Raw genomic sequence first — 22,839 nt, forward strand, 5'->3', positions numbered from 1 at the left:
CGGTGTGCACATTGCAAGGGCTTAGCTCGCTCGCTCTCGGAGGGACCCGGACGGAGTGCTGGTCGGCTTTGCAACCGCACTGACCCTGACCTCGGTGATCGCAGGACTCACCGGGGCCCCTGCCATGCCCGCCAACCGCGTCGCCGCCCCGACATCCGCCGTCAGCTCGGCCGTGGCCCCGGCGTTCGCGGCTCTGCCCGGCTCGGTCGGCGATGCGCCGGCCAGCTCCGGTCCGACGGCCACCTCCGCAGCGACGCGCTCCTTGATCGGCTCGCTGTCGGCCGTCGACGCGGCCGCGCTCCCCGCTTATGTGAACGCTCACCGGTCCGAGCTGAACCGCCTTCTCGTCGACCCGCCGGCGGCCGCCGACGCGGCCCGGATGTGGCGACTGCTCGACCCGGCGAAGCGCTCGGTGCTCGTCCAGACTGTCCCGCACGTGATCGGCAACCTCGAGGGCGTCCCGTACGCCGTGCGCGGGCAGGCCAACACCCTCGACCTGAAGCGCACCATCGCGAGTGCGAAGTCTGATCTCGGAACCCAGCATGGCAGGACGGCGCGCATCGCACTCCAGCGCAAGCTGACCACCCTGGGAAACGTGGAGAAGGCCCTCGCCGCGAAGGACGGGGACAAGCGCACGCTGATCGCCCTCGACCCCGGGGACGACGCTCGCGCCTCCATCGTCGTCGGCGACCTGTCGACCGCCACCTACGTGAGCGTTCTGGTGCCGGGCATGTACATGTCCGTGGGGGAGCAGATCGAGGGGTGGGCCCGCGTCGCGCAGGACCTGCACGACCAGCAGACGGAGGCGCTCCGCCGGATGCTCGGACCGCGCGGTTCGACACCGCCGGGTGTCGCCGTCGTCGCCTGGATCGGGTACCAGACGCCCGTCCTGACCAACATCGGAGGGATGCAGCTGGCCGAGCAGGGAGCGGACAGCCTCGAGCGGACGCTGCTGGGCATCCAGTCCATCCGCCGGACCGACCCGCCCTACCTCAGCCTCTTCGCGCACTCCTACGGCTCCACGGCCGCACTGCTCGCGCTCGAGCGCGGAACCGTCAGGGTGGACGCGCTGGCGTTGATGGGTTCGCCCGGCAGCGACGCGCAGTCCGTCGCCGGGCTCTCCGTCGCCGGCGGGAACGTGTTCGTCGGCGAGGCGCCGCTCGACCCGATCGTGCACAGCGCGTTCTTCGGCAGCGACCCGGGATCACCGTCGTACGGCGCCCGGTCGATGGGCGTCGACGGCTCGGTCGACCCGCTCACCCATGTCGCCCTGGCCGGATCGAGCGGGCACAACGAGTACTTCACGGCGGGCACCGAGAGCATCCGCAACCTCGCGATGATCGGCATCGACCGGGGTGACCTCGTCATCCCGGCGTCCTCCGATCCGGAAGGTGTCGCGACGCAGACCGCGGCCGCGCGGGGCTGACCGGCCATCCCGCATCCGGAGGACCGCTCTAGAATCGTAGTGGCCGTCGCGGCGCAGCGCCCGGGCCACCCCATCCCTGAATCCCACGGAGACGCATGTCCGACATCAGTCCAGAACGGGTCGCGCACCTGGCGAGCCTCGCCAGGATCGACCTCAGCCCGGAGGAGATCGAGAGCCTCACCGCCGAACTCGGCCAGATCGTCCAGGCGGTCGCGACCGTTCAGGAGGTCGCCGGGCCCGACGTGGAGGCGACGAGCCACCCGCTCCCGCTGACGAACGTGTTCCGCAGCGACGAGGTGCGTCCGTCGCTGACCGTCGAGCAGGCGCTGTCCGGTGCTCCGGCGCGCGAGGGCGACCGGTTCAAGGTGCCGGCGATCCTGGACGAGGAGTAGGGGTTCTCGAGATGACCGATCTGACCAGGCTCAGCGCCGCAGAACTCGCCGACCGGCTCGCCTCCCGTGAGGTCTCGTCGGTGGAGGCCACCCGGGCCCACCTCGACCGCATCGAGGCCGTCGACGCGGACGTCCACGCGTTCCTCCACGTCGCCGGCGAGAAGGCGCTCCGCACCGCCGCCGAGATCGACGGCCGCCGCGCCGCCGGCGACGCGCTGGGCAGCCCGCTCGCGGGCGTCCCGGTCGCCATCAAGGACGTCCTCGCGACCGCGGACATGCCGTCCACCTCGGGCTCCAAGATCCTCGAGGGCTGGCTGCCGCCCTACGACGCGACCGTGGTCCGCAAGCTCCGCGAAGCCGACCTCGTGCCGCTCGGCAAGACGAACATGGACGAGTTCGCGATGGGCTCCTCCACCGAGCATTCCGCCTACGGCCCGACGCGCAACCCGTGGGACCTGGAGCGGATCCCCGGCGGTTCCGGAGGCGGCTCGGCGGCAGCCGTGGCAGCCTTCGAGGCGCCCCTCGCGCTCGGTTCGGACACCGGCGGGTCGATCCGCCAGCCCGCTGCCGTGACCGGCTCGGTGGGCGTCAAGCCGACGTACGGCGGCGTGAGCCGCTACGGCGCGATCGCCCTGGCCAGCTCGCTCGACCAGGTCGGTCCGGTCTCGCGGACCGTCCTCGACGCCGGCCTCCTGCACGATGTCATCGCCGGGCACGACCCGTTCGACTCCACCTCCCTGAGCGACGCCTGGCCGTCGATGGCCGAGGCGGCACGCGCCGGACGCCGCGATGGCGCGCTGAAGGGCGTCCGCGTCGGCGTCATCCGCGAGCTCGCGGGCGACGGCTTCCAGGCCGGCGTGGCGCAGCGCTTCCGCGAGGCCCTGGCCGTGCTCGAGGGTGCGGGTGCCGAGATCGTCGAGGTCTCCGCACCGAGCTTCGAGTACGCCGTCGCCGCGTATTACCTCATCCTCCCGGCTGAGGCCTCCAGCAACCTGGCCCGGTTCGACTCGGTGCGCTTCGGTCTCCGCGTCGACCCGCAGGAGGGACCGGTCACCGTCGAGCGCGTCATGTCCGCGACCCGCGACGCCGGGTTCGGACCCGAGGTCAAGCGCCGGATCATCCTGGGCACCTACGCGCTGAGCGCCGGATACTACGACGCCTACTACGGGAGCGCCCAGAAGGTGCGAACGCTGATCCAGCGGGACTTCGCCGCAGCGTTCGAGAAGGTGGACGTCCTGGTGAGCCCGTCCGCGCCCACCACGGCGTTCAAGCTCGGCGAGAAGATCGACGACCCGATGGCGATGTACCTCAACGACATCACCACGATCCCGGCGAACCTCGCCGGCGTGCCCGGCATGGGCCTCCCGATCGGGCTCGCCCCGGAGGACGGCCTGCCGGTCGGCATGCAGCTGATGGCGCCGGCCCGCGCGGACGCCCGCCTGTACGTCTACGGCGCAGCACTCGAGGGGCTGCTCGAGGAGGCGTGGGGCCACCCGCTGCTGAGCCAGGCGCCCGATCTGAGCGCCACCGAGATGTTCGCGAGCGAAGAGGGAGCTGTCTGATGGCGCGCGCCACCACGTCCGAGCTGATGGACTACGACAAGGCCATCGAGCTGTTCGAGCCGGTGCTCGGCTTCGAGGTCCACGTCGAGCTGAACACCAAGACGAAGATGTTCTGCGGCTGCGCCAACGAGTTCGGCTCGGGGGCGAACACGAACACCTGCCCGACCTGCCTGGGCCTCCCCGGCGGCCTCCCGCAGGTGAACGAGAAGGCGATCGAGTCGAGCATCCGGCTGGGCCTCGCTCTCGGGTGCGAGATCGCCGAGTCGAGCCGCTTCGCCCGGAAGAACTACTTCTACCCGGACCTTGCCAAGGACTTCCAGACCTCTCAGTACGACGAGCCGATCGCGTTCGACGGAGAGCTCACGATCGAGCTCGAGAACGGCCGCAGCCTCACCATCGAGATCGAGCGAGCGCACATGGAGGAGGACGCCGGCAAGCTGACGCACGTCGGCGGTGCCACCGGCCGCATCCAGGGTGCGGACTACTCGCTCGTCGACTTCAACCGGGGCGGCGTCCCGCTGGTCGAGATCGTGACGAAGATCATCGAGGGCGCGGAGGCCGACGCCCCCGAGGTGGGCCGGACCTACGTCCGCGCGATCCGCGACATCGTCCGGGCTCTCGGCGTCTCGAACGCGCGGATGGAGGAGGGCAACGTCCGGTGCGACGCCAACGTGTCCCTCCGCCGGCGCGGCTCGACGGAGCTCGGCACGCGCACCGAGACCAAGAACGTGAACTCGCTCCGCTCGGTCGAGCGCGCCGTCCGTTACGAGATCCAGCGGCAGGCGGCCATCCTCGACGCCGGCGGGACGATCGTGCAGGAGACCCGTCACTGGCACGAGGACACCGGCACGACGAGCGCGGGACGGCCGAAGTCGGACGCTGACGACTACCGGTACTTCCCGGAGCCGGACCTCGTGCCGGTCGCGCCCAGCCGGGAGTGGGTCGACGAGCTCCGCGGGACGCTTCCCGAGCAGCCGGCCGTCCGCCGGAAGCGGCTCGCGGCCGAGTGGGGCTTCACGGCGCTCGAGTTCCAGGACGTCGCCAATGCCGACCTGCTCGACGAGGTGGAGGCGACGGTCGCCGCCGGTGCCACGCCCGCCGCCGCGCGCAAGTGGTGGACCGGGGAGATCGCCCGGCTGGCGAACGCCCAGAACGTGCCCGCGGGCACCCTGGTGAGTCCGCAGCACGTGGCCGAGCTCGCCTCGCTCGTCGAGGCCGGGACCCTCACCGACCGGCTCGCGCGTCAGGTGCTCGAGGGTGTCATCGCCGGGGAGGGCAGCCCCCAGGAGGTCGTCGACGCCCGTGGTCTCGCCGTCGTCTCGGATGACGGCGCGCTGATCTCGGCGATCGACGAGGCCCTTGCGGCCCAGCCGGACGTCCTGGCGAAGATCCGCGACGGGAAGGTCCAGGCGGCCGGCGCGGTCATCGGCGCGGTCATGAAGGCGATGAAGGGACAGGCGGACGCCGCCCGGGTCCGCGAGCTGGTGCTCGAGCGCGCGAGCGCGGAGTGACCGCATGGGTGTCTTCACGCTCGGCGCGCTGACCTCGGCTCCGGCGGCGTCCGCTCCGGAGCTCCTGGCACCCGGCACCGTCGCTGCGCTGGGCGCGCTGGGGTGGCTCGAGGAGGTCGGCGTCGTCGCGATCGACCCGGCCGTCTCCGACACGGCGGCGACCCGGGACGAGTTCGGACTCGACGACGCGCATCTCGCGAACTGCGTCGTCGTCGGCGGGAAGCGCGAGGGGGTCGAGCGCATCGCGGCTTGCGTCGTCCTCGCCACCACCCGCGCCGACGTCAACGGCACGGTCAAACGGCTGCTCGACGTGCGGAAGGCGTCGTTCCTCCCGATGGACCGGGCCGTCGAGCTCACGGGCATGGAATACGGCGGCATCACCCCGATCGGGCTCCCGGCCGAGTGGCCCGTGCTCGTCGACGCCCGGGTGCTCGAGCAGGAGGTCGTGATCATCGGCTCCGGCGTCCGCCGATCGAAGATCCTCCTCCCCGGGCGGCTCCTCGGAGAGCTGCCGTCGGCGCGTGTGATCGACGGACTGGGTGCGGAGGCCGCGGGCCGATGAGCGCGGTCGACCGGATGCTCGAGCCGGTGCGTGCGCACCTGATCGAGACGCTCGCCGGTCGGTCCGACCAGGTGCCCGAGTGGGTGCTGCGTCTCGCGGACGGCGACGACGCGGGGCTCTTCGCCCCGGCCAGCGCGGCGTGGGCCGTGCACGGCGGCATGCCGACCCTGGTCGCCGGCGTGCGCGCGCTGCTCCTCCAGGCGCTGCACCCGGGAGCGCTCGCGGGTGTGCGCGACCACTCCCGGTACCGCGAGGATCCCCTCGGCCGACTGGCCGGGACCATCCAGTGGATCCACACCGTCACCTTCGGCAGCACCGCGCAGGCCGTCGCCGCGTCCGAGATGGTCCGAACGCTGCACAAGCGCGTCGTCGGCAGCTATGTCGACGGGCACGGCCGGACCCGCCCCTACGCGGCGAACGACCCGGAGCTCGCCCGGTGGGTGCATCTCGCCTTCACCGACGCCTTCCTGACCACGCACGAGCGCTGGGGCGAACCGATCCCCGGGGGCGCGGACGGCTACGTCGCGGAGTGGGCGACGGCGGCCGAACTCATGGGGGTCGCGGATCCTCCGCGCACGGCCGCCGCGCTGCGCAGCGAGATCGACGCGGTGACCGACGCGGGCGACCTCCGCGGCGGAGCCGACGTCGAGGAGATCGTCCGCTTCATCCGCCAGGCGCCGCTCCGGCGCACCCTGCGTCCGTCCTATCGCGTGCTCTTCCGCGCCGCGGTCTCCACTCTCGAACCGCGCCACCGCGCACTGCTCGGTCTGCCCGAATCGCAGGTGGAGGGCGTGCTCCCGCTCGACCGGTCCACGGCGGTGGTTCTTCGTGGAGCCCGGGTCCTCCTCGGACCGCAGACGCAGGCTGAGCTCGCCGCGCGCCGTCGGCTGGCACGACTCGACACGGCCTGACGGGCACGGCGCGACCCTGAGCGCGACCGGCGTCGCGAAGGGTGCGCAACCACGAGCGACACGCGCGGAGTTAGCCTGTGCTCGTGGACCGTCCGGCGCCGGGCGGACCCGAGCCACGGGAGGTGCCATGACATCGACGACGCCGCGATCCGATGAAGCGGGGGACAAGGGCCTCAAAGGGGGTGCGCTGGGGCTGCTCTCGAGTGTCGTGGTGGGGGTCGCCTCCACGGCCCCGGCCTACAGCCTGGCGGCGAGCCTCGGGTTCATCGTCGTGGGAGGGACGCTCGCGGCTGGCGTGAAGGCGCCCGGCATCGTGCTGCTCGCCTTCATCCCCATGTACCTCATCGCCGTCGCGTACCAGGAGCTGAACAAGGCGGAGCCCGACTGCGGGACCACCTTCACCTGGGCCGCCCGGGCCTTCGGCCCCGTGACCGGCTGGATGGGCGGCTGGGGGATCATCATCGCCGACGTCATCGTGATGTCGAACCTCGCGCAGATCGCCGGGCAGTACTCGTACACGTTCGTCGGCAGCTTCGGCCTGCCCGGCGTGGCGGCGCTCGCGAACAACAACCTGGCCGTCACGATCGCCGGTCTCGTCTGGATCGCTCTCATGACCTGGATCTGCTATCGCGGGATCGAGGTGTCGGCGCGGGTGCAGTACGTCCTCCTCGCGTTCGAGGTGGTCATCCTGATCTTCTTCGCCGCCTTCGCCTTGGTGAAGGTCTACACCGGCAACGCGGAGCCCTACTCGCTCATCCCGCAGCTCTCGTGGTTCAACCCGTTCACCCTCGACTTCGGCCAGACGATCGCCCCGGCGCTCCTCACCGCGATCTTCATCTACTGGGGCTGGGACACCGCCGTGTCGGTGAACGAGGAGACGCGGGATCCGGGGAGGACCCCCGGTCGCGCGGCGATCATCTCCACCCTTCTGCTGCTCGCGACCTACGCGATCGTGACGGTCGCCGCGGTGGCCTTCGCCGGCGTCGGCGACAAGGGCATCGGCCTGGCCAACCCCGCCAACTCGTCCGACGTGTTCTCGGCGATCGGGCCGACGCTGTTCGGGAGCGGCCCGGTGGGCACCATCCTGATGGCGCTGCTCGGGTTCTCCATCCTGACCTCCGCCTCCGCCTCCACCCAGACGACGATCCTCCCGACCGCCCGGACGTCGCTGTCGATGGCCGTGTACAAGGCGATCCCCGAGCGGTTCGCGCGCATCCACCCGCGATTCCTCACCCCGACGTGGTCGACGATCGGCATGGGGCTGATCTCGGCCCTCTTCTATCTCGCCTTCACGGCGGTCAGCGTGAGCCTGCTGAACGCCCTCATCGGGTCGATCGGGCTGATGATCGCGTTCTACTACGGGCTGACCGGGTTCGCGTGCGTGTGGTTCTATCGCAAGACGCTGTTCACGAGCTTCCGGCACGCGATCATGCGAGGACTGTTCCCGCTGGCGGGCGGGCTGATGCTGCTGGCGGTGTTCATCTACGGCGTCTACAACTTCGCGCAGCCGGACTGGCTGACCGACGCCAACGGCAAGAACGTGACGATCCTCGGCATCGGAGCCGAGGCGGTCGTCGGCATCGGCGGACTCCTGCTGGGGATCGTGCTGATGATCGTGTGGCGTGTCATCCGGCCCCAGTACTTCCGCGGCGAGACGCTTCCACGCCGCTCCGATGACCTCGTCCTCTCGCCCGCGGGGACCGAGCCGGTGTTCGGCCTGCCCGACTCCGGGGTGCCCCCGACCGTCATCGCGCCCGACTTCTCCAACCTCCCGCCCGGGCGGAAGGCCTTCAACGCGGATACGCTCGAACCGGTCGAGGAACCGTCGGAGCTCCCGCCGGCCGATCCCGACCTCCCGCGGAAGGAGAGCGAGTGAGCGAGCGCAGCAGGGTCGTCGAGTGGGAGGACCCCGGTCCCGGTGTCCAGCTCATGCCGGGCATGACCGGGCTCGAGTATCTCCGGACGATGCTGCGAGGGGAGCTCCCTCCGCCTCCCATCACGAGCCTGATGCGAATGAGCCTCACCGCGGTGGACGCGGGCACGGCGACCTTCGTGTGCGAGCCCGACGAGTCGCACTACAACCCCATCGGGACCGTCCACGGTGGTCTCGTCTGCACGCTGCTCGACTCGGCGCTCGGGTGCGCGGTCCAGACGACGCTCCCGCAGGGCTTCGGCTACACATCGATCGGCATCACGGTGAACTACCTGAGGCCGGTGCACTCGCACTCCGGCCCGCTCACGTGCGTCGCCACGGTCACCAAACCCGGGAGGCGCGTGGCATTCGCGGACGGCGTGGTGACCGACAGCGCCGGCAAGACGGTCGCCACGGCCACCGGCTCGCTTCTCGTCTTCCCGATCGGGGAGGGCGGCGAAGCGGCCTGAGGATGTGCGACGGGTCCTGCTCCTACTGAGCGGCCAGCAACTGGTCGCGGACCTTCCGCCGGATGACCTTCCCGACGATCGAGCGGGGCAGCTCCTCCACCGCGAACACGTGCTTGGGCACCTTGTACGCCGTCAGGCAGTCGCGCGCGTACGCGCGGATCGCCTCCTCGTCGAAGGAGGCGCCGGGCTCCATGACCACCGCCGCGACGACGTCCTCGCCGCCGCGGCGATGGGGGAGGCCCACGACGGCGACATCCGACACGCCCGGGAACGAGCGGAGGGCATCCTCCACCTCGGTCGGCGAGACGTTGAAGCCGCCCGTCACGATGAGCTCCTTGATGCGGTCGACGATGCGGACGAAGCCGTCCTCGTCCATCGTGACGATGTCGCCGGTGCGGAACCACCCGTCGGGCGTGAGCACCTTGGCGGTCTCGTCCGGCTTCCGCCAGTAGCCGGAGAAGACCTGGGGGCCGCGCGCGAGCAGCTCCCCGGGTTCCCCGAAGGCGCGGTCGGCCGACGGGTCGTCGGGGTCGGCCACTCTCAGCTCGGTGCTCGGCAGGGGGAGCCCGACGGTCCCCTCCTTCCGCCTCGCACCGACGGGGTTGGCCATCAGGACGGGGGAGCATTCGGAGAGACCGTAGCCCTCGACGAGGAACCCGCCGGTGCGCTCCTCCCAGAGCTCGACGATGCTCTGCGGGAGGCTCATCGCCCCCGAGATCGCGATCCGGATGCCCGAGAGCGAGATCTTGCGCTTCTCGGCCGCCTGCACGAGCCGCTCGTAGATCGGGGGGACGGCGGGGAGGAACGTCGCCGGCCGCCGCTTGATGACGTCGAGCACGAGGTCCGGGTCGAACTTGGGGAAGAGGATCAAGCGCGCGCCCATGCTCATGGCGAACGTGAGGCACAGCGTCAGGCCGTACGCGTGGAACAGGGGGAGGACCGCGTAGACGACGGACGTGCCGCGCTCGATCGTGGGAACCCAGGCGCGAGCCTGCGCCGCGTTCACCGTGAGATTGGCGTGGCTGAGCATCGCACCCTTCGGGATGCCCGTCGTGCCGCTCGTGTACTGGATGAGCGCGAGGTCGTCGCGCTCCGGACGTGGGTGGGCCTTCGACAATCGGCGCGAATCCACGAGCTTGTCCCACGGGATGGTCCCGGTCGTCTTGCCGGTGAGCTGTTCGCGCGCCTTCCGCGCGGCCGGCACGGGCAGCCGCAGGGCGATCCGCTTGCTCGCGGGCATCGCGCGCGTGAGGTCCACCGAGACGACCGTCGTGACGCCCAGATCGGCGGGAAGCTCCTGCACGGTCGCGGCGATCTTGTCCCACACCACGGCCACGGTGGCACCGTGATCCTCGAACTGGTGGCGGAGCTCGCGCGGGGTGTACAGGGGGTTGTGCTCCACCACGACACCCCCGAGCCGCAGGACCGCGTAGAAGGCGACCACGTGCTGCGGGCAGTTGGGGAGGACCAGCGCCACGCGGTCGCCCTTCTGCACGCCGAGCTTGCGGAGACCCTCCGCCGCGCGGGAGATCTGCTCGCCCAGCTCGGCGTACGTGGTCGTGGCGCCGAAGAACTCGAGGGCGACGTGCTTGCCGAACGCGGCGACGGAGTCGTCGATCAGGTGCGCGAGGGATCCGGAGGGGACCTCGACCTCGGCGGGGACGTCCGGCGCGTATCCGGCGACCCAGGGCTTGTCGGAGTAGGTGGTCACGCAGCCGAGCCTACGCGGAGGCGGTGGCGCGCCGAAGCGCTTCCGGGATCGGGTCCGGGCCGGCGACGACCTCCCACTGACGCCCGACCGTGTCCGGGTCGGCCAGGCAGGCCGCGATGAGCCGGGCGACGTCCTCGCGGGCGATGGAGCCCCGTGGCACCGAGTGGCCCAGCGTGACGGAGCCCGTTCCCTCCTCGATGGTCAGGGCACCCGGCCGGAGGATCGTCCAAGCGAGCCCGGAGGCGCGCAGCTCGGCGTCCGCGTCCCTCTTCGCCTCGACGTAGGCGCGCCACTGCGGGTCGGCGTCCTCGGCCACGGGAGAGTCCACGCCCCACGCCGACACCTGCACGAAGCGGTCGATCCCGGCCTCCGCGGCCGCCTGCTGCGACAGCACCGAGCCGCCGTAGTCGACCGTGCGCTTGCGGTCGACGCCCGATCCCGGTCCGGCGCCGGCGGAGAACACGATCGCGTCGCATCCGTCGACAGCCCTCGCGAGGGCGTGGGCGTCGCCCTTCTCGATGTCGAGCAGCACCCCCTCGCCACCGAGGCGGTAGACGTCTTCGGCGTGCTCGTCCTGCCGGACGATCCCGACGAAGTCGTCACCCTGGTCGTAGAGCACCCGCATCAGCTGCTGGGCGACTTTTCCGTGGGCACCGACGATCGCGATTCGACTCATGTCACCATCTTCCCCCCAGAGGGAGGCCGGGCCCACGTCACCGGCGTCCGCGACGCGCCTCCGCTCACCGCGAACGGTCCGCGCGAGCGGAGGCGTGCTCTGTTACGGTCGTGCCCATGACGTCGATCGCTGAGCTGACCGGGAGGCTGCTGTCCGCGGTCCTCGCGGCCGGCTGGACAGCGACGCCCGCCGGGATGCTCGCTCTCGCGGGCCTCGTCGGCGCGCTCGGCCTCGTGACGGTCGCGGCGGCCGCCGCCCTCCGCTCCGTAGCAGCCCTGGCGGCGTCGCTTCGGCGCCGTCCGATGCTCTCCTGTCCGGTCCGTCCCCCGGCCGGCTGGCTCCTCGCCGGGCAATCCGATCCGGATGCCGACGGTCACGCCCGCCCGCGGGCGCCGTCGACCACCCTGCGGGCCGTCTAGCGGGCCGGGTCCGTCCCTTCCGCTGCCGACGGCCAGACGACGTCATCGTCCGTCCGAAAGCAGGGAGCACCCCGTGGACTTCTTCTCCTGGCCGCCCGTCGCGGCCGTCCTCGACGCGGCCTACCGCCTCGTCATCGCCCTGTCCGACGCCTTCGCCGGGTTCGCCGGCCCGGCCTCGGGCATCGTGGCCGTCATCGTGCTGACGATGCTGGTCCGACTGATCCTTCTCCCCGTCGGCGTGAGCCAGGTGCGCGCCGAGCTCACGCGGCGGCGGCTGGCCCCTCGGCTGGCCGAGCTGCAGCGGCGGCACGCCGGCGACCGGGAGGCGCTGGCCCGCGCGACCGTGGAGCTCTACCGCACCGAGGAGGCCTCCCCGTTCGCGGGGATGCTGCCCCTGATCGCCCAGATCCCGGTCCTCGCCACGGTCTACGCCCTGTTCTCCCGGGCGACGATCGCCGGTCACGTCAACTCGCTCCTGGGTGAGCACGCCTGGGGCGCGCCGCTCGGCACGAGCTTCGTCGGGCTCACCGGCGTGGGCCCGGGAATCTGGCAGGCCCTCCCCGTCTCTGTCGTCGTGCTCGCGCTCATCGCGCTCGTGACCGCGGTGTCCCGTCGGGTCCTCGCCGTGCCCGTGCCCGACGGGTCTGCGACGCCGAACACCGGCGTCGTTCGGGCCCTGTCGTTCCTGCCGTACGCGACGGTGGTGTTCGCTGCCTTCGTGCCGCTCGCCGCCGCCGTGTACATCCTGACGTCGACCACCTGGACCGTCCTGGAGCGGTATCTCCTCCGGCGCCTGCTCGATCCGGCGCGACCGGGAGGGGCGGACGGGACAGCACGGCCCTCGATCAGCCGATGATCCCTTCTGCCTCCCACCGGGCGAACTTACAATGCTGGCATGTTCGTCGAGGGAACGCTTCGATGGCAGGTCACCGAGGACTGTCCCCGGGACCTGCTGATGGCCCTCGCCGTGCGTGATCTCGTCGGGCTGAAGGGAGTCGGCGACCCGGTGCTCCCTCCGCTCGCCCCCTCCGTGGCACCCGTCCTGCAGCCGCACGGCTCCCGGGAGGTCCGGCGTCCCGCTGCGCCGGGAGCCGGTGCCCGAGGAGCCGGAGCCGGATCGGCCGAGAGGTCCTCCCGGTCACCCCGAGCGCTGGAGCAGCAGTGGCTGGCCTGGTTCGCCGCCGCGGTCGATCGCGAGCACCGCCCGCTGACCGGACTGCTGCAGCCGCCGCACTTCCCGGCCTTCGACCGGGCGATCGATCTGCAGGACGTGATCATCGCCCACTACGACGCCGCGGCGGTGTGGGCGGAGGAGCGTCATCAAGAGTACGCAAGCGCGGCGGCCGAGCACCACGCGCGCCGAGCGGCCGACATCGTCGATGTGGTGCACGAGCGCGAGCACGAGCTCCGGCGGCAGGCGGGCTACTTCCGGCTCGACATCGACGTGCTTCCGCTCGCCGAGAGCGGCGCCTGGATCGTCGGCCCGCACACCGTCGTCGTGAGCGCGTCGCTCCGCGAGGACTCTGCGGCCTTCCGCGACTGGTTCCGCCCGATGGTCGCCGCGCTCGTCTGACCGAGCGCCCCGGCCGACGAAGCCGGGGGAGCCCGGTCTCGGACGGTTCAGGCGGGGCGCTTGGCCGGCGAGGTCGTCAGCGCCGGGTCGGTCTCCGCCACGTCGCCGACCGCCTCGTCGATCCGGGCGAGGACGTCGCCCGAGAGGCGGATCCCGGCGGCGGCCGCGTTGGAGGACACCTGCTCGGGGCGGGACGCCCCGACGATCGCACCGGCCACGTTCGGGTTCTGCAGCACCCAGGCGACCGCGAGCTGCGCCATGGTGATGCCCAGCTCGTCGGCGACCGGCTTGAGCCGCTGCACGGAGGACAGCACATCGTCGCGGAGGAAGGAGCGGATGGCGTTGGCGCCGCCCTTCTCGTCCGCGGCGCGGGTGCCCGCCGGAGGCTGTTCGCCCGGCTGGTACTTGCCGGTGAGGACGCCCTGCGCGACCGGTGACCAGACGATCTGCGAGATGCCCAGTTCGGCCGAGGCGGGGACCACCTCCTTCTCGATGACCCGCCAGAGCATCGAGTACTGCGGCTGGTTCGAGATGAGCTGGAAGCCGAGCTCCTTCGCGAGAGCGTGGCCGGCGCGGAGCTGGCTCGCGTTCCACTCGCTCACCCCGATGTAGAGCGCCTTGCCGGCGCGTACCACGTCGGCGAACGCCTGCATGGTCTCCTCCAGCGGCGTCTCGCTGTCGTACCGGTGCGCCTGGTAGAGGTCGACGTAGTCGGTGCCGAGCCGTTCGAGGGAGCCGTCGATCGACTCGAGGATGTGCTTCCGCGAGAGACCGACGTCGTTGTGACCCTTCGGCCCGGTCGGCCAGTACACCTTGGTGAAGATCTCGAGGGAGGCGCGACGCTCGCCGCGCAGGGCGTCGCCGAGCACCTTCTCGGCGACGGTGTTGGCGTACGCGTCGGCCGTGTCGAACGTGGTGATCCCGGCGTCGAGCGCCGCGCGCACCGACTGCGTCGCGACGTCGTTCTCGACCTGCGAGCCGTGGGTGAGCCAGTTGCCGTAGATGATCTCGGAGATCTTGAGTCCGCTGTTGCCGAGGTATCGGAATTCCATGGGGGCAACGCTACTCGCGGGGCCCGACTGTCGGCTGCCGGTGGCAAGCTGGACCAGTGGGACCAGCGGACGGCAGCGACCGGCGGGTGACGACCGGCGAGGTCGACGACGCCGAGGCGACGATCCTGCATGTCGACATGGATGCCTTCTTCGCGTCGGTGGAGCTTCTGGAGCGTCCGGACGCGCGGGGCAAGCCCGCGATCGTCGGGCACGCGGGAGGGCGGGGCGTCGTCACCAGCGCGACCTACGAGGCCCGCAAGTTCGGCGTGCGGAGCGCGATGCCGATGTCGCAGGCGCTCCGGCTGTGCCCGACGGCGATCATCCTCCCGCCGCACTACGAGAAGTACACGCAGTACTCGCGCGCTGTGATGCGGATCTTCCAAGAGGTCACACCGCTCGTCGAGCCGTTGAGCATCGACGAGGCCTTCCTCGATGTGGCCGGTGCGCGACGCCTCCTGGGCTCTCCGCGGCGCATCGCAGAGCTCGTCCGCGCGCGCGTCCGGGACGAGACGGGCCTGACCTGCTCGGTCGGCGTCGCGGGCACGAAGTTCATGGCGAAGCTCGCCTCCGGCCGGGCCAAGCCGGACGGCCTCCTGGTGATCCCGCCCGCAGACACGATCGCCTTCCTGCGCCCGCTCCCGGTCGGCGCCCTCTGGGGAGTGGGCGCGAGCACCCAGGCCCAGCTCGAGCGGATGGGGATGCGGACGGTCGCCGACATCGCCGACGCCCCGGTCCAGGTTCTCCAGCGGGCGGTCGGGGAGGCCTCGGCCCGCCGCCTCCACTCCCTCGCCAACGGGCGCGACGCCCGCCGGGTCACGCCGGAGTCCCGTGAGAAGAGCATCGGTCACGAGAACACGTTCTCGGTCGACGTGGACGACGCCGACACGCTGCGCCGGGAACTCCTGCGGCTCTCCGGACGGGTCGGGGAGCGCCTCCGGAGCCACGGGCTGGTCGGCCGGACGGTGTCGATCAAGGTCCGGTACTCCGACTTCAGGACGATCACGCGGTCGCGCACCCTCGCCGAGCCGACCAACGTGGGGCGGCGGCTCTTCGAGGAGGCATGGGACGTGTTCGAGACCATCGGCGTCGACCTCCGCGCCACTCCGATCCGGCTGATCGGCGTCCGGGCCGAGCAGCTCATGGAGGCGGGAGGCGACGCTCTCGCGCTGTGGGACCCGGACGAGGAGTGGCGCGAGACCGAACGGGCCCTCGACGCCGTGAGCGCCCGCTTCGGTCGAGGGGTGATCGGTCCCGCCTCGCTGGTCCGCCGCTCCCGCGACGCTGAACGCGCCGAGCAGGACGGCCGCAACCCCCGCTGGCTGAGCGACTAGTCGGCGCCGCCCGCGTCACCGGGCCCTGGTCAGGGTCGGACGCCCGCGCTACCGTGAGGGCATGACGAACTTCTCCCTCAGAATCGCCGAGCTCATGACCTCCTCCGGCATCAAGTCGGTCTACGGCGAGCCGGTGGTCGTCGACGGGACGACGGTCGTCCCGGTGGCGGCCGTGCAGTTCGGCTTCGGCGCAGGCTCCGGCGGCGACTCGGGCGAGGACGCGCCCGGCGGCGCCGGCGGCGGCGGTGTCGCCGTGCCCTTCGGCGCCTATGTCGCCGACGAGACCGGCGTGCGCTTCCGGCCGAACCTCATCACGCTTCTCGCGGTCGGGATCCCGTTCATGTGGGTCACCGGTCACGCCTGGGCCCGGGTGATCCGCGCGCTGAAGAAGTAGCAGCCCGGTACTACACTGGAGCCCGAACACGGGAGTCCGGTGTGCCGGGCTGAGAGGAAGCTGCTCCAAGCTTCGACCGTCGAACCTGATCTGGGTCATGCCAGCGCAGGGAGGCATCTCACGAATCCCGTGCCCTGCTTCGTCATGGTGGCGAAGGCATCGAGAGAAGGGGCACGCAAGTGCAGTCATCCATCGCATCCACCGCCGCGCGGCCGGCACGCGTCCTCCGCTGGCGTGTCGTCGACATCGTCGTGGCCAGCGTCGTCGCGGTCGCCTCGGGCGTCGTCTTCTGGGTCTGGGATCTCCTCCAGAACCCGATCTCCGGTCCGGTCACGGCCGTGGCGCCCGGTTTCCAGGGCATCCTCAACGGACCGTGGCTGTTCGCCGGCGTCCTGACCGCCCTCATCGTCCGGAAGCCGGGAGCCGCGCTGTACGGCGAGCTCGTTGCGGCGGTCGTGTCGGCCCTGATCGGCACCCAGTGGGGCATCGCGACGCTGTATTCGGGCCTCGTCCAAGGGCTCGGAGCCGAGCTGGTCTTCGCCCTGTTCCTCTACGCAGGCTGGGGCCTCGTGCCCGCGTTGCTGGCCGGGGCCGGCGCCGGAGCTGGCGAGTCGATCCTCGACCTCCTGTACTGGTATCCGGGGTCGAAGCCCGAGTTCGCCGTCGTCTATGCGATCACCACGATCGTCTCCGGACTCGTGTTCGCCGGCCTCGGCTCCTGGCTCCTCGTCCGCGCACTCGCGCGCACCGGTGCCCTCACCAGGTTCGCCGCCGGACGAGAGGCGACCGGGCGGGTCTGACCGTGACCACGAGACCCGGCGCACCCGCGGCGGTCCGCGCCGACGACTGGGGCTGGCGGTACTCCGGCCGCCGGTCCTGGGCCGCCCGCGGGCTGACGCTGCGGGTGGAGCCCGGCGAGCGGGTGCTCCTGCTCGGTGCCTCCGGCGCCGGCAAGAGCACCCTGCTCGCCGGGCTCGCCGGCGTGCTCGGCGGTGACGACGACGGCGAGGCGGAGGGTGCGCTGACCGTCGCCGGGTCGCGGCCGTCGGCGGCCCGCGGGACGACGGGGTTGCTCCTCCAGGACCCGGAGTCGCAGATCGTCCTGGCGCGCGTCGGAGACGACGTGGCCTTCGGCTGCGAGAACATCGGTCTGCCGCGCGACCAGATCTGGCCACGGGTCGGCTGGGCGCTGGCGAGCGTCGGCCTGGACCTGCCGCTCGACCGGCCGACCTCGCAGCTCTCGGGTGGTCAGAAGCAGCGGCTGGCGCTCGCGGGCCTCCTCGCGATGCAGCCGGGACTGCTCCTCCTCGATGAGCCGACGGCCAACCTCGATCCGGAGGCAGCGGTCGAGGTGCGGGACGCCGTCGGAGCGGTCCTCCGCGCCACGGGCGCCACGGCGATCGTCGTCGAGCACCGGGTCGACCTCTGGCGGGAGATCGTCGACCGCGTGGTCGTGCTGGATCCGGACGGCGGCGTCCTGGCCGACGGCCCGCCGGATGCCGTCCTCGCGGACCCGTCGGGCGAGCTCGCACGCGCCGGCGTCTGGCTGACCGGGGCCGGCGAGGCGACTCCGCCCCTGATCGAACCGGGGGAGCGCCTCCTGACCGCTCGTGGTCTCGTGTTCGGCCGGGGTCCCGCGATCACCGGCCAGCGCCGCTGGGGTCGCTCGCGTCGTGCCGCACGACGCGCGACCGGCATCGCGCTTCCCCACCACGTCGACCTGGACCTCGCCGAGGGCTCGGCCCTGGCGCTCACCGGGCGGAACGGCAGCGGGAAGTCCACGCTCGCCCTCACGCTCGGCGGCCTGCTGCCGGTGTTCGGGGGGACGCTCGAGGCGCACTCCGCGCTCGCCGGGCAGGCGTCGGTCCGGCCGGCGGAGTGGGCATCACGGGAGCTGCTCACCCGGATCGGGAGCGTCTTCCAGGATCCCGAGCATCAGTTCCTCACGTCCCGGGTCCGGGACGAGCTGGCCGCCGGTCCGCGGGCGTTGCGCCTCCCGGCCTCCGAGGTGGAGGAGCGGGTCGACGCGCTGCTCGCCGGCCTGTTCCTGACGGAGCTCGCCGATGCGAACCCGTTCACCCTCTCCGGCGGTCAGAAGCGGCGCCTCTCCGTCGGAACCGCTCTCGCCACGAGGCCCCGGCTGCTCCTCCTGGACGAACCGACGTTCGGTCAGGACGCGAACACGTGGCGCAGCCTCGTCGACCTCATCGTCGGTCTGCGGGCCGAGGGGCACGCGATCGTGGCCGCCACGCACGACGACGCCTTCATCGCCGCCGTCGGCGCCGCAGAGCTGCGACTCGCCTCTCCGGCGGAGGTGTCGGCATGACGCTCCTCCAGCCTGTCCGGCAGGGGCCGCTGGCGACGCTCAACCCGGTGGCCTCGGTCGGGGCAGCCGTGATCGTGAGCGTCGTGCTGCTGCTCTCGATCGATCCCGTCTCGGCAGGGGTGGCGCTCGTCCTGGAGGGGCTCCTCCTGTGCTTCGCCGCGATCCCGCCGCGCATCCTCCTCGCTCGCACGGCACCGGTGTGGGCCGCCGCGCCGCTGGCGGGGGTGACGACGGCTCTGTACGGACAGACCTCGGGGACCGTCTTCGTCCAATGGTGGGCGGTCGAGATCAGCTCCGGTTCGCTCGAGCTCGCCTTGGCGACGACGCTGCGCATCCTCGCCGTGGGACTGCCGGCCGTCCTGCTGTTCATCACGATCGATCCGACCGATCTCGCCGACGGCCTCGCGCAGCTCGTGCGCCTCCCGGCGCGGTTCGTCCTCGGAGCGTTGGCAGGCTTCCGGCTGGTCGGGCTCTTCGTCGACGACTGGCGCGCTCTGACGCTCGCGCGGCGCGCGCGGGGCGTCGCCGAGTCGGGAGCGGCCCGTCGGATGGCCGGGCAGGCCTTCGCGCTCTTCGTGCTCTCGATCCGTCGGGGGACGAAGCTCGCCACGGCGATGGAGGCGCGCGGTTTCGGCTCTCCCGTCCGCCGCACCTGGGCTCGACCGTCGCGCTTCCGCCGCCGGGACTGGGCGGCGCTCGGGGTGGCCTGCGCGATCGCGGCGACCGCGGCCGGGGTGGCCATCGCTGTGGGGAGCTGGAATGCGCCGCTCGGCTGACTCGGCCGAGCCCGCGGCGTGGACCGCAGGGCTCGACGTGCTGGAGCGGACGGTCGGCCGGGCCGTGATGGAGGCGCGCACGCGGAACCGCCTCCCGATCATCCTCATCGACGGTCCGAGCGGGGCCGGCAAGAGCAGCCTGGCCGATCACCTGCTCGCGTCCTGGTCCGCGCCCGGTGAGCCGAGGCTCGTGCGGATGGATGACCTCTACCCGGGTTGGGACGGGCTGGACGCCGGAAGCGTTGCGCTCGGCGCGGAGCTCCTCGTTCCGCTGCGAGCCACGGGCTCGGGCCGGTGGAGGCGCTGGGACTGGGCGGCGGACCGTCCGGGGGAGTGGGAGACGGTGCGCGGCAGCGAGCCGCTCATCGTGGAGGGCTGCGGCACCCTCTCGCGCCCCAACGCCGAGCTGGCCGATCTGGGCATCTGGCTCGACGCCGACGACGAGCTCCGCAGGGCGCGCGCCATCGCGCGGGACGGCGAGACGTTCGCCGCTCACTGGGATCAGTGGCAGGACGAATTCGAGCGCTATCTCGCGCGCGAGAACCCGAGAGAGAACGCCGACGTCGTGGTCGACATCACGGCTTGGCCGTTCGGCACCCTCGCGAACCAGCCGACCGGGACTAACGTTGAGGCATGACTGAGGAACGACAGGACCCTGAATACGTCGTCGAGTACGTGGACGGCCCGCTGGCCGGGACCGCCGAACGGCGCTTCCTCGTCGGCGGCAAGGTCGACGAGCGGATCGGCGCGATCGCGGCCGTCGAGGGTCTCGAGTCGACTTTCTGGTACGTCGCCGGCGAGGAGCGGGAGGTCGGCGGGGAGAAGTACGTGAAGTACCACTTCGACGCCCCGGACTCGGACCCGGTCGAGGCCGACCAGGAGGACGAGTCCGTCTTCGGCTACGGAGCGTGAGCGGCCTGGGCTAAGCCCATCCGAGCTCGTGGAGCCGTTCGTCGTCGATGCCGTAGTAATGGCCGATCTCGTGCACGAGCGTCACATGCACTTGATCGCGCAGTTCGGCCTCATCGGCTGAGATCGCCAGGAGCGGCTCCCGGTACAGGACGATCCGGTCCGGCATCTCACCGAAGCCGTATCGATCGCGTTCGGTGAGCGCGACGCCGTCGTAGAGCCCGAGCAGGTCGAGCGACCCGTCCTCCGGCCGGTCCTCGACGACGAAGACCACGTTCTCGAGGCCGTCGACCATGTCGTCGGGGAGGCGGTCGAGCTCGTCGGTGACGAGCTGCTCGAAGGCGTGCGCGTCGAGGTGAAGCGCCACGTCAGGACTCCCCGCTCCGGACGCGCGGACGACGAAAGGCCCCGGAGACCGCGTGGGTGGTGATCACCCGCGCGAGTCTACCGGGGCCGTCCGGAGGGAGCTCAGTACCAGTTGACGGCCTGCGAGTGCCCCCACGCCGAGCACGGCGTCCCGTAGGAGCGCGAGATGTAGTCGAGCCCCCACTTGATCTGGGTCGTGGCGTTCGTCGCCCAGTCGGTCCCGAACGCGGCCATCTTGCTGCCGGGCAGGGCCTGCGGGATACCGGTGGCGCCGCTGCTGCCGTTGGAGGCCTGGTAGTTCCACCCGGACTCCTTCTGCCAGAGGTTGCTCAGGCACTGGAACTGGTCGGATCCCCACCCGTACTGGCTGGAGGCGATGCTCGCCGCGACGGCCTTCGCTCCGTCGGGCGTGTTGGCACGAGCTGCGGCCTCGGCCGCGGCCTGCGCTGCCGCCTGGGCGGCGGCGGCCGCTGCGGCAGCGGCCTGCCTGTCCGCCTCGGCACCCGCTGCCGCCAGAGCGCTGGCAGCCGCCTTGGTGCTGTCGATCTTCTTCCGGAGCTCGGAGTCGCCGAGCTTGGTGAATGAGGTCAGTCCGGCGAGCTCGGTCTTGGCGGCGGTCGCATCGGTTTTCGACTGGTTCGCCGCGACAGTCGCCTGGGCGCCGGCGATGGTCGTCTTCGCCTCGGCTTCCAGACGGTCGCGCACGATCTTGTCGTAGATGGAGAGCTGCTCGCGGTGCATCCCGGTGCCCTGGGCGAGGGCGGTCGTCTCGCGCACGCTCTCCTGCTGGTTCGCGAGCGCCGGCGCGAGGATGCTGGCGCTCATGAGGACGGCGGCCGCGCCGGTGACGATGCGGCCGAATGAGAGCGGGCTGGATTTCAGGGCAGTACGAAGAGAAGTAAGCATGGGCTTCCTGGGTCGGGTTTCCCCGCCTGGCGTGGCCGCGTCTGCGAGCGGGCGCACGCCCAGGACCGTTCTTCCGGAGCGGCCCGACGGGCTGGAACCGCCACCTCACACGGGAGGTGCGCCCAGGACGTGGTCGTCCTAACCCGGAGTGCGTTCATCCGGGTGGCGCGGTGTGCGGTGCGGGTGTGCCGCGCATCCAGGAGGCATCCGGGTCGATGAGGGGGGTTGGGGAGGATGCCCGCCGACGTGGCACGGACGGCATTCGGGGCCGTCAGCAGACGACGCTAGGCGGTGATTCTGGACAGTTGGGGCGGAGAACCTGAGAAGGTCGTGTGTGCGTCAGCGCTCGGCGATCGTGGCCTCAGCGCCGTCGGACTCGCGCGCCTCGGCTTCCGCGGCCGCAGCCTCCGCCTCGTCCATGCGGCGGTCCGTAACCCAGATCATGCCGACGAGCTGAAGGAGCATCAGCGCCCCCATCGAAAGAAAAACCCAGCTCAGGCCCCATATCTGGGCGATCGCCCCGCCAGCGGCGGCACCGAGGGGCATCGACCCCCAGGCGAGGAGCCGGTACGCGCTGTTCAGGCGCCCGAGAAGGCGATGGGGAGTGACCCTCTGCCGGAGTGAGACGGTTATCACGTTCCATACGGAAACCGTGATTCCGCCCACGAAGAAACCGATTCCGATGACGACGGCACTGCGGGTGAAGCCCGGAACCGCGACCGTCAGCAGCGAGCCGACGATCGTCAGCGCGAGCGAGCGCGCCCGGCCGAGCAGGCGCTCGGCGGGTTCGGCGAGGAAGGTGCCGAGGACGCTCCCGGCCGCGGACGCGGTCAGCAGGAGGCCGTATCCCGGGTCGGTGAGCTTCATCGCCGAATCCGGTCCGACGGCGTAGAGCACGAAAACGGTGAAGACCGCGCTGCTCGCGAAGTTGAAACCGCCCACCATGACGGCGAGGGTCCGGAGCAGCGTGCTGCGCCTCAGGTAGCGGAGCCCCTCGGCGATGTCGGCACGGATCGTGGTGCTCCGCGCGTGACCGCTGACGAAACGACCCGGCACGAGGAGCAGGACGACGATCGCGACGATCCAGAGCAGCACGGGCGCGCCGAAGGCTGCTGCAACGCCGACAGCCACGAGGAGGCCGCCGAGGGGAGGCCCGACGAACTGATTCGCGGTGAGGTCGGCCGCGTACAGCCTCCCATTGGCCCGCGACAGCGCACGCCGCTCGACCAGCTGCGGGAGGATCGACTGCGACGACGTGTCGTAGATCGTCTCGGCGACCCCGATGCAGATCGCCGCCGCGTAGAGCAGCCAGATCGAGCCGGCGGCGCAAACCGTCGCGACGGTCAGGAGTGCCAGGAGGACGGCGCGCGCGGTGTTGGCGATCAGCATGAGCCGGCGTCGGTCCCACCGGTCGGCGAGCGCACCGGCCACGAGGGCGAAGAGCAGCCACGGAAGCGTGAAGGCGAAGCCGAGTCCGGCTATGAGCACCGGAGAGTGGGTGTACCTGACGGCCACGAGGGGCAGCGCGACCTTCATGACTCCGTCGGCGAGGTTCGACAGGCCGGCGGAGGTCCAGAGCCGCCAGTAGCGCGAACCGAGCTTCATCGTGGTCACGAGGTCAGTCTGACATCACGATGGAGATTTCTCAATCGAT

General features: G+C 71.4%; 24 protein-coding genes and 1 riboswitch. Of the genes, 18 read left to right on the top strand and 6 right to left on the bottom strand.

The window, feature by feature from the left end:
* Positions 1-94 precede the first annotated feature (94 nt).
* From FPT20_RS06720 to FPT20_RS06755, 8 genes are all read left to right on the top strand, one after another.
* A complete protein-coding gene (locus FPT20_RS06720) occupies positions 95-1,426 on the top strand; it encodes an alpha/beta hydrolase (RefSeq protein ID WP_233265420.1) in 1,332 nt (443 codons plus the stop codon).
* 95 nt (positions 1,427-1,521) lie between these two features.
* A complete protein-coding gene (gatC, locus tag FPT20_RS06725; protein ID WP_158863778.1) occupies positions 1,522-1,818 on the top strand; it encodes an Asp-tRNA(Asn)/Glu-tRNA(Gln) amidotransferase subunit GatC in 297 nt (98 codons plus the stop codon).
* Positions 1,819-1,829: 11 nt separating this feature from the next.
* On the top strand, positions 1,830-3,380 hold the full coding sequence (gene gatA, locus FPT20_RS06730; protein ID WP_158863780.1) for an Asp-tRNA(Asn)/Glu-tRNA(Gln) amidotransferase subunit GatA: 1,551 nt from the start codon (positions 1,830-1,832) through the stop codon (positions 3,378-3,380).
* A complete protein-coding gene (gene gatB / locus FPT20_RS06735) occupies positions 3,380-4,891 on the top strand; it encodes an Asp-tRNA(Asn)/Glu-tRNA(Gln) amidotransferase subunit GatB (protein ID WP_158863782.1) in 1,512 nt (503 codons plus the stop codon). The genes gatA and gatB overlap by 1 nt, the downstream gene beginning before the upstream one ends.
* Before the next feature lie 4 nt (positions 4,892-4,895).
* Positions 4,896-5,453: a YbaK/EbsC family protein gene (locus tag FPT20_RS06740; protein ID WP_158863784.1), complete on the top strand. Its 558-nt coding sequence runs from the start codon at positions 4,896-4,898 to the stop codon at positions 5,451-5,453.
* On the top strand, positions 5,450-6,364 hold the full coding sequence (locus tag FPT20_RS06745) for an oxygenase MpaB family protein (protein ID WP_158863786.1): 915 nt from the start codon (positions 5,450-5,452) through the stop codon (positions 6,362-6,364). The genes FPT20_RS06740 and FPT20_RS06745 overlap by 4 nt, the downstream gene beginning before the upstream one ends.
* A gap of 127 nt (positions 6,365-6,491) precedes the next feature.
* Positions 6,492-8,240, top strand: a complete 1,749-nt coding sequence (locus FPT20_RS06750; protein WP_158863788.1) for an APC family permease — start codon at positions 6,492-6,494, stop codon at positions 8,238-8,240.
* A 53-nt stretch (positions 8,241-8,293) separates the two neighbouring features.
* Positions 8,294-8,746: a PaaI family thioesterase gene (locus FPT20_RS06755; RefSeq protein WP_158867901.1), complete on the top strand. Its 453-nt coding sequence runs from the start codon at positions 8,294-8,296 to the stop codon at positions 8,744-8,746.
* A 22-nt stretch (positions 8,747-8,768) separates the two neighbouring features.
* Here FPT20_RS06755 and FPT20_RS06760 read toward each other — a convergent pair whose 3' ends face one another.
* Together FPT20_RS06760 and FPT20_RS06765 are read right to left on the bottom strand one after the other, a co-directional pair.
* Positions 8,769-10,457 (bottom strand): long-chain-fatty-acid--CoA ligase, encoded by a 1,689-nt coding sequence (locus FPT20_RS06760; protein ID WP_158863790.1) that lies wholly within the window; start codon positions 10,455-10,457, stop codon positions 8,769-8,771.
* A 10-nt stretch (positions 10,458-10,467) separates the two neighbouring features.
* Positions 10,468-11,133 carry an SDR family oxidoreductase gene (locus FPT20_RS06765; protein WP_158863792.1) on the bottom strand — a complete coding sequence of 222 codons (666 nt, stop codon included), beginning with the start codon at positions 11,131-11,133 and terminating at the stop codon, positions 10,468-10,470.
* Positions 11,134-11,249: 116 nt separating this feature from the next.
* Here FPT20_RS06765 and FPT20_RS06770 point away from each other — a divergent pair, with 116 nt between their 5' ends.
* The 3 genes from FPT20_RS06770 to FPT20_RS06780 all read left to right on the top strand — a co-directional run bounded on the left by FPT20_RS06770 (position 11,250) and on the right by FPT20_RS06780 (position 13,125).
* Positions 11,250-11,552, top strand: a complete 303-nt coding sequence (locus FPT20_RS06770) for a DUF6412 domain-containing protein (protein ID WP_158863794.1) — start codon at positions 11,250-11,252, stop codon at positions 11,550-11,552.
* A gap of 73 nt (positions 11,553-11,625) precedes the next feature.
* The gene (locus tag FPT20_RS06775; RefSeq protein ID WP_158863796.1) at positions 11,626-12,408 is read left to right on the top strand and encodes a YidC/Oxa1 family membrane protein insertase; all 783 of its coding nucleotides are present in this window, start codon (positions 11,626-11,628) and stop codon (positions 12,406-12,408) included.
* 39 nt (positions 12,409-12,447) lie between these two features.
* Positions 12,448-13,125, top strand: coding sequence for a hypothetical protein (locus FPT20_RS06780; RefSeq protein ID WP_158863798.1), 678 nt, complete (start codon positions 12,448-12,450; stop codon positions 13,123-13,125).
* Positions 13,126-13,172: 47 nt separating this feature from the next.
* On the opposite strand, the gene FPT20_RS06785 is transcribed toward FPT20_RS06780, so the two are convergent.
* Entirely contained in the window at positions 13,173-14,177 is a 1,005-nt protein-coding gene (locus FPT20_RS06785; RefSeq protein WP_158863800.1) for an aldo/keto reductase family protein, read from the bottom strand.
* A 56-nt stretch (positions 14,178-14,233) separates the two neighbouring features.
* Here FPT20_RS06785 and FPT20_RS06790 point away from each other — a divergent pair, with 56 nt between their 5' ends.
* The 7 genes from FPT20_RS06790 to FPT20_RS06820 all read left to right on the top strand — a co-directional run bounded on the left by FPT20_RS06790 (position 14,234) and on the right by FPT20_RS06820 (position 19,916).
* Positions 14,234-15,508, top strand: coding sequence for a DNA polymerase IV (locus FPT20_RS06790; protein ID WP_158863802.1), 1,275 nt, complete (start codon positions 14,234-14,236; stop codon positions 15,506-15,508).
* A 61-nt stretch (positions 15,509-15,569) separates the two neighbouring features.
* Positions 15,570-15,902 (top strand): spore germination protein GerW family protein, encoded by a 333-nt coding sequence (locus FPT20_RS06795; RefSeq protein WP_158863804.1) that lies wholly within the window; start codon positions 15,570-15,572, stop codon positions 15,900-15,902.
* Positions 15,903-15,929: 27 nt separating this feature from the next.
* A riboswitch (TPP riboswitch) is annotated at positions 15,930-16,031 on the top strand.
* 50 nt (positions 16,032-16,081) lie between these two features.
* On the top strand, positions 16,082-16,702 hold the full coding sequence (locus FPT20_RS17955) for an ECF transporter S component (protein ID WP_158863806.1): 621 nt from the start codon (positions 16,082-16,084) through the stop codon (positions 16,700-16,702).
* 2 nt (positions 16,703-16,704) lie between these two features.
* Entirely contained in the window at positions 16,705-18,228 is a 1,524-nt protein-coding gene (locus tag FPT20_RS06805) for an ABC transporter ATP-binding protein (RefSeq protein WP_158863808.1), read from the top strand.
* Positions 18,225-19,004, top strand: coding sequence for an energy-coupling factor transporter transmembrane component T family protein (locus tag FPT20_RS06810; RefSeq protein ID WP_158863810.1), 780 nt, complete (start codon positions 18,225-18,227; stop codon positions 19,002-19,004). The genes FPT20_RS06805 and FPT20_RS06810 overlap by 4 nt, the downstream gene beginning before the upstream one ends.
* On the top strand, positions 18,988-19,641 hold the full coding sequence (locus tag FPT20_RS06815) for an ATP-binding protein (RefSeq protein WP_158863812.1): 654 nt from the start codon (positions 18,988-18,990) through the stop codon (positions 19,639-19,641). Before FPT20_RS06810 ends, FPT20_RS06815 begins: the two co-directional genes overlap by 17 nt.
* Positions 19,638-19,916, top strand: coding sequence for a hypothetical protein (locus FPT20_RS06820; RefSeq protein ID WP_158863814.1), 279 nt, complete (start codon positions 19,638-19,640; stop codon positions 19,914-19,916). Before FPT20_RS06815 ends, FPT20_RS06820 begins: the two co-directional genes overlap by 4 nt.
* Positions 19,917-19,926: 10 nt before the next feature.
* On the opposite strand, the gene FPT20_RS06825 is transcribed toward FPT20_RS06820, so the two are convergent.
* From FPT20_RS06825 to FPT20_RS06835, 3 genes are all read right to left on the bottom strand, one after another.
* Positions 19,927-20,280, bottom strand: a complete 354-nt coding sequence (locus FPT20_RS06825; RefSeq protein ID WP_158863816.1) for a metallopeptidase family protein — start codon at positions 20,278-20,280, stop codon at positions 19,927-19,929.
* Positions 20,281-20,381: 101 nt separating this feature from the next.
* Positions 20,382-21,185 carry a hypothetical protein gene (locus FPT20_RS06830; protein WP_158863818.1) on the bottom strand — a complete coding sequence of 268 codons (804 nt, stop codon included), beginning with the start codon at positions 21,183-21,185 and terminating at the stop codon, positions 20,382-20,384.
* A 339-nt stretch (positions 21,186-21,524) separates the two neighbouring features.
* Positions 21,525-22,790, bottom strand: a complete 1,266-nt coding sequence (locus FPT20_RS06835) for an MFS transporter (protein ID WP_233265625.1) — start codon at positions 22,788-22,790, stop codon at positions 21,525-21,527.
* Positions 22,791-22,839: the final 49 nt, after the last annotated feature.

Source organism: Leifsonia sp. AG29, from assembly GCF_009765225.1.
Lineage (GTDB): Bacteria > Actinomycetota > Actinomycetes > Actinomycetales > Microbacteriaceae > Leifsonia.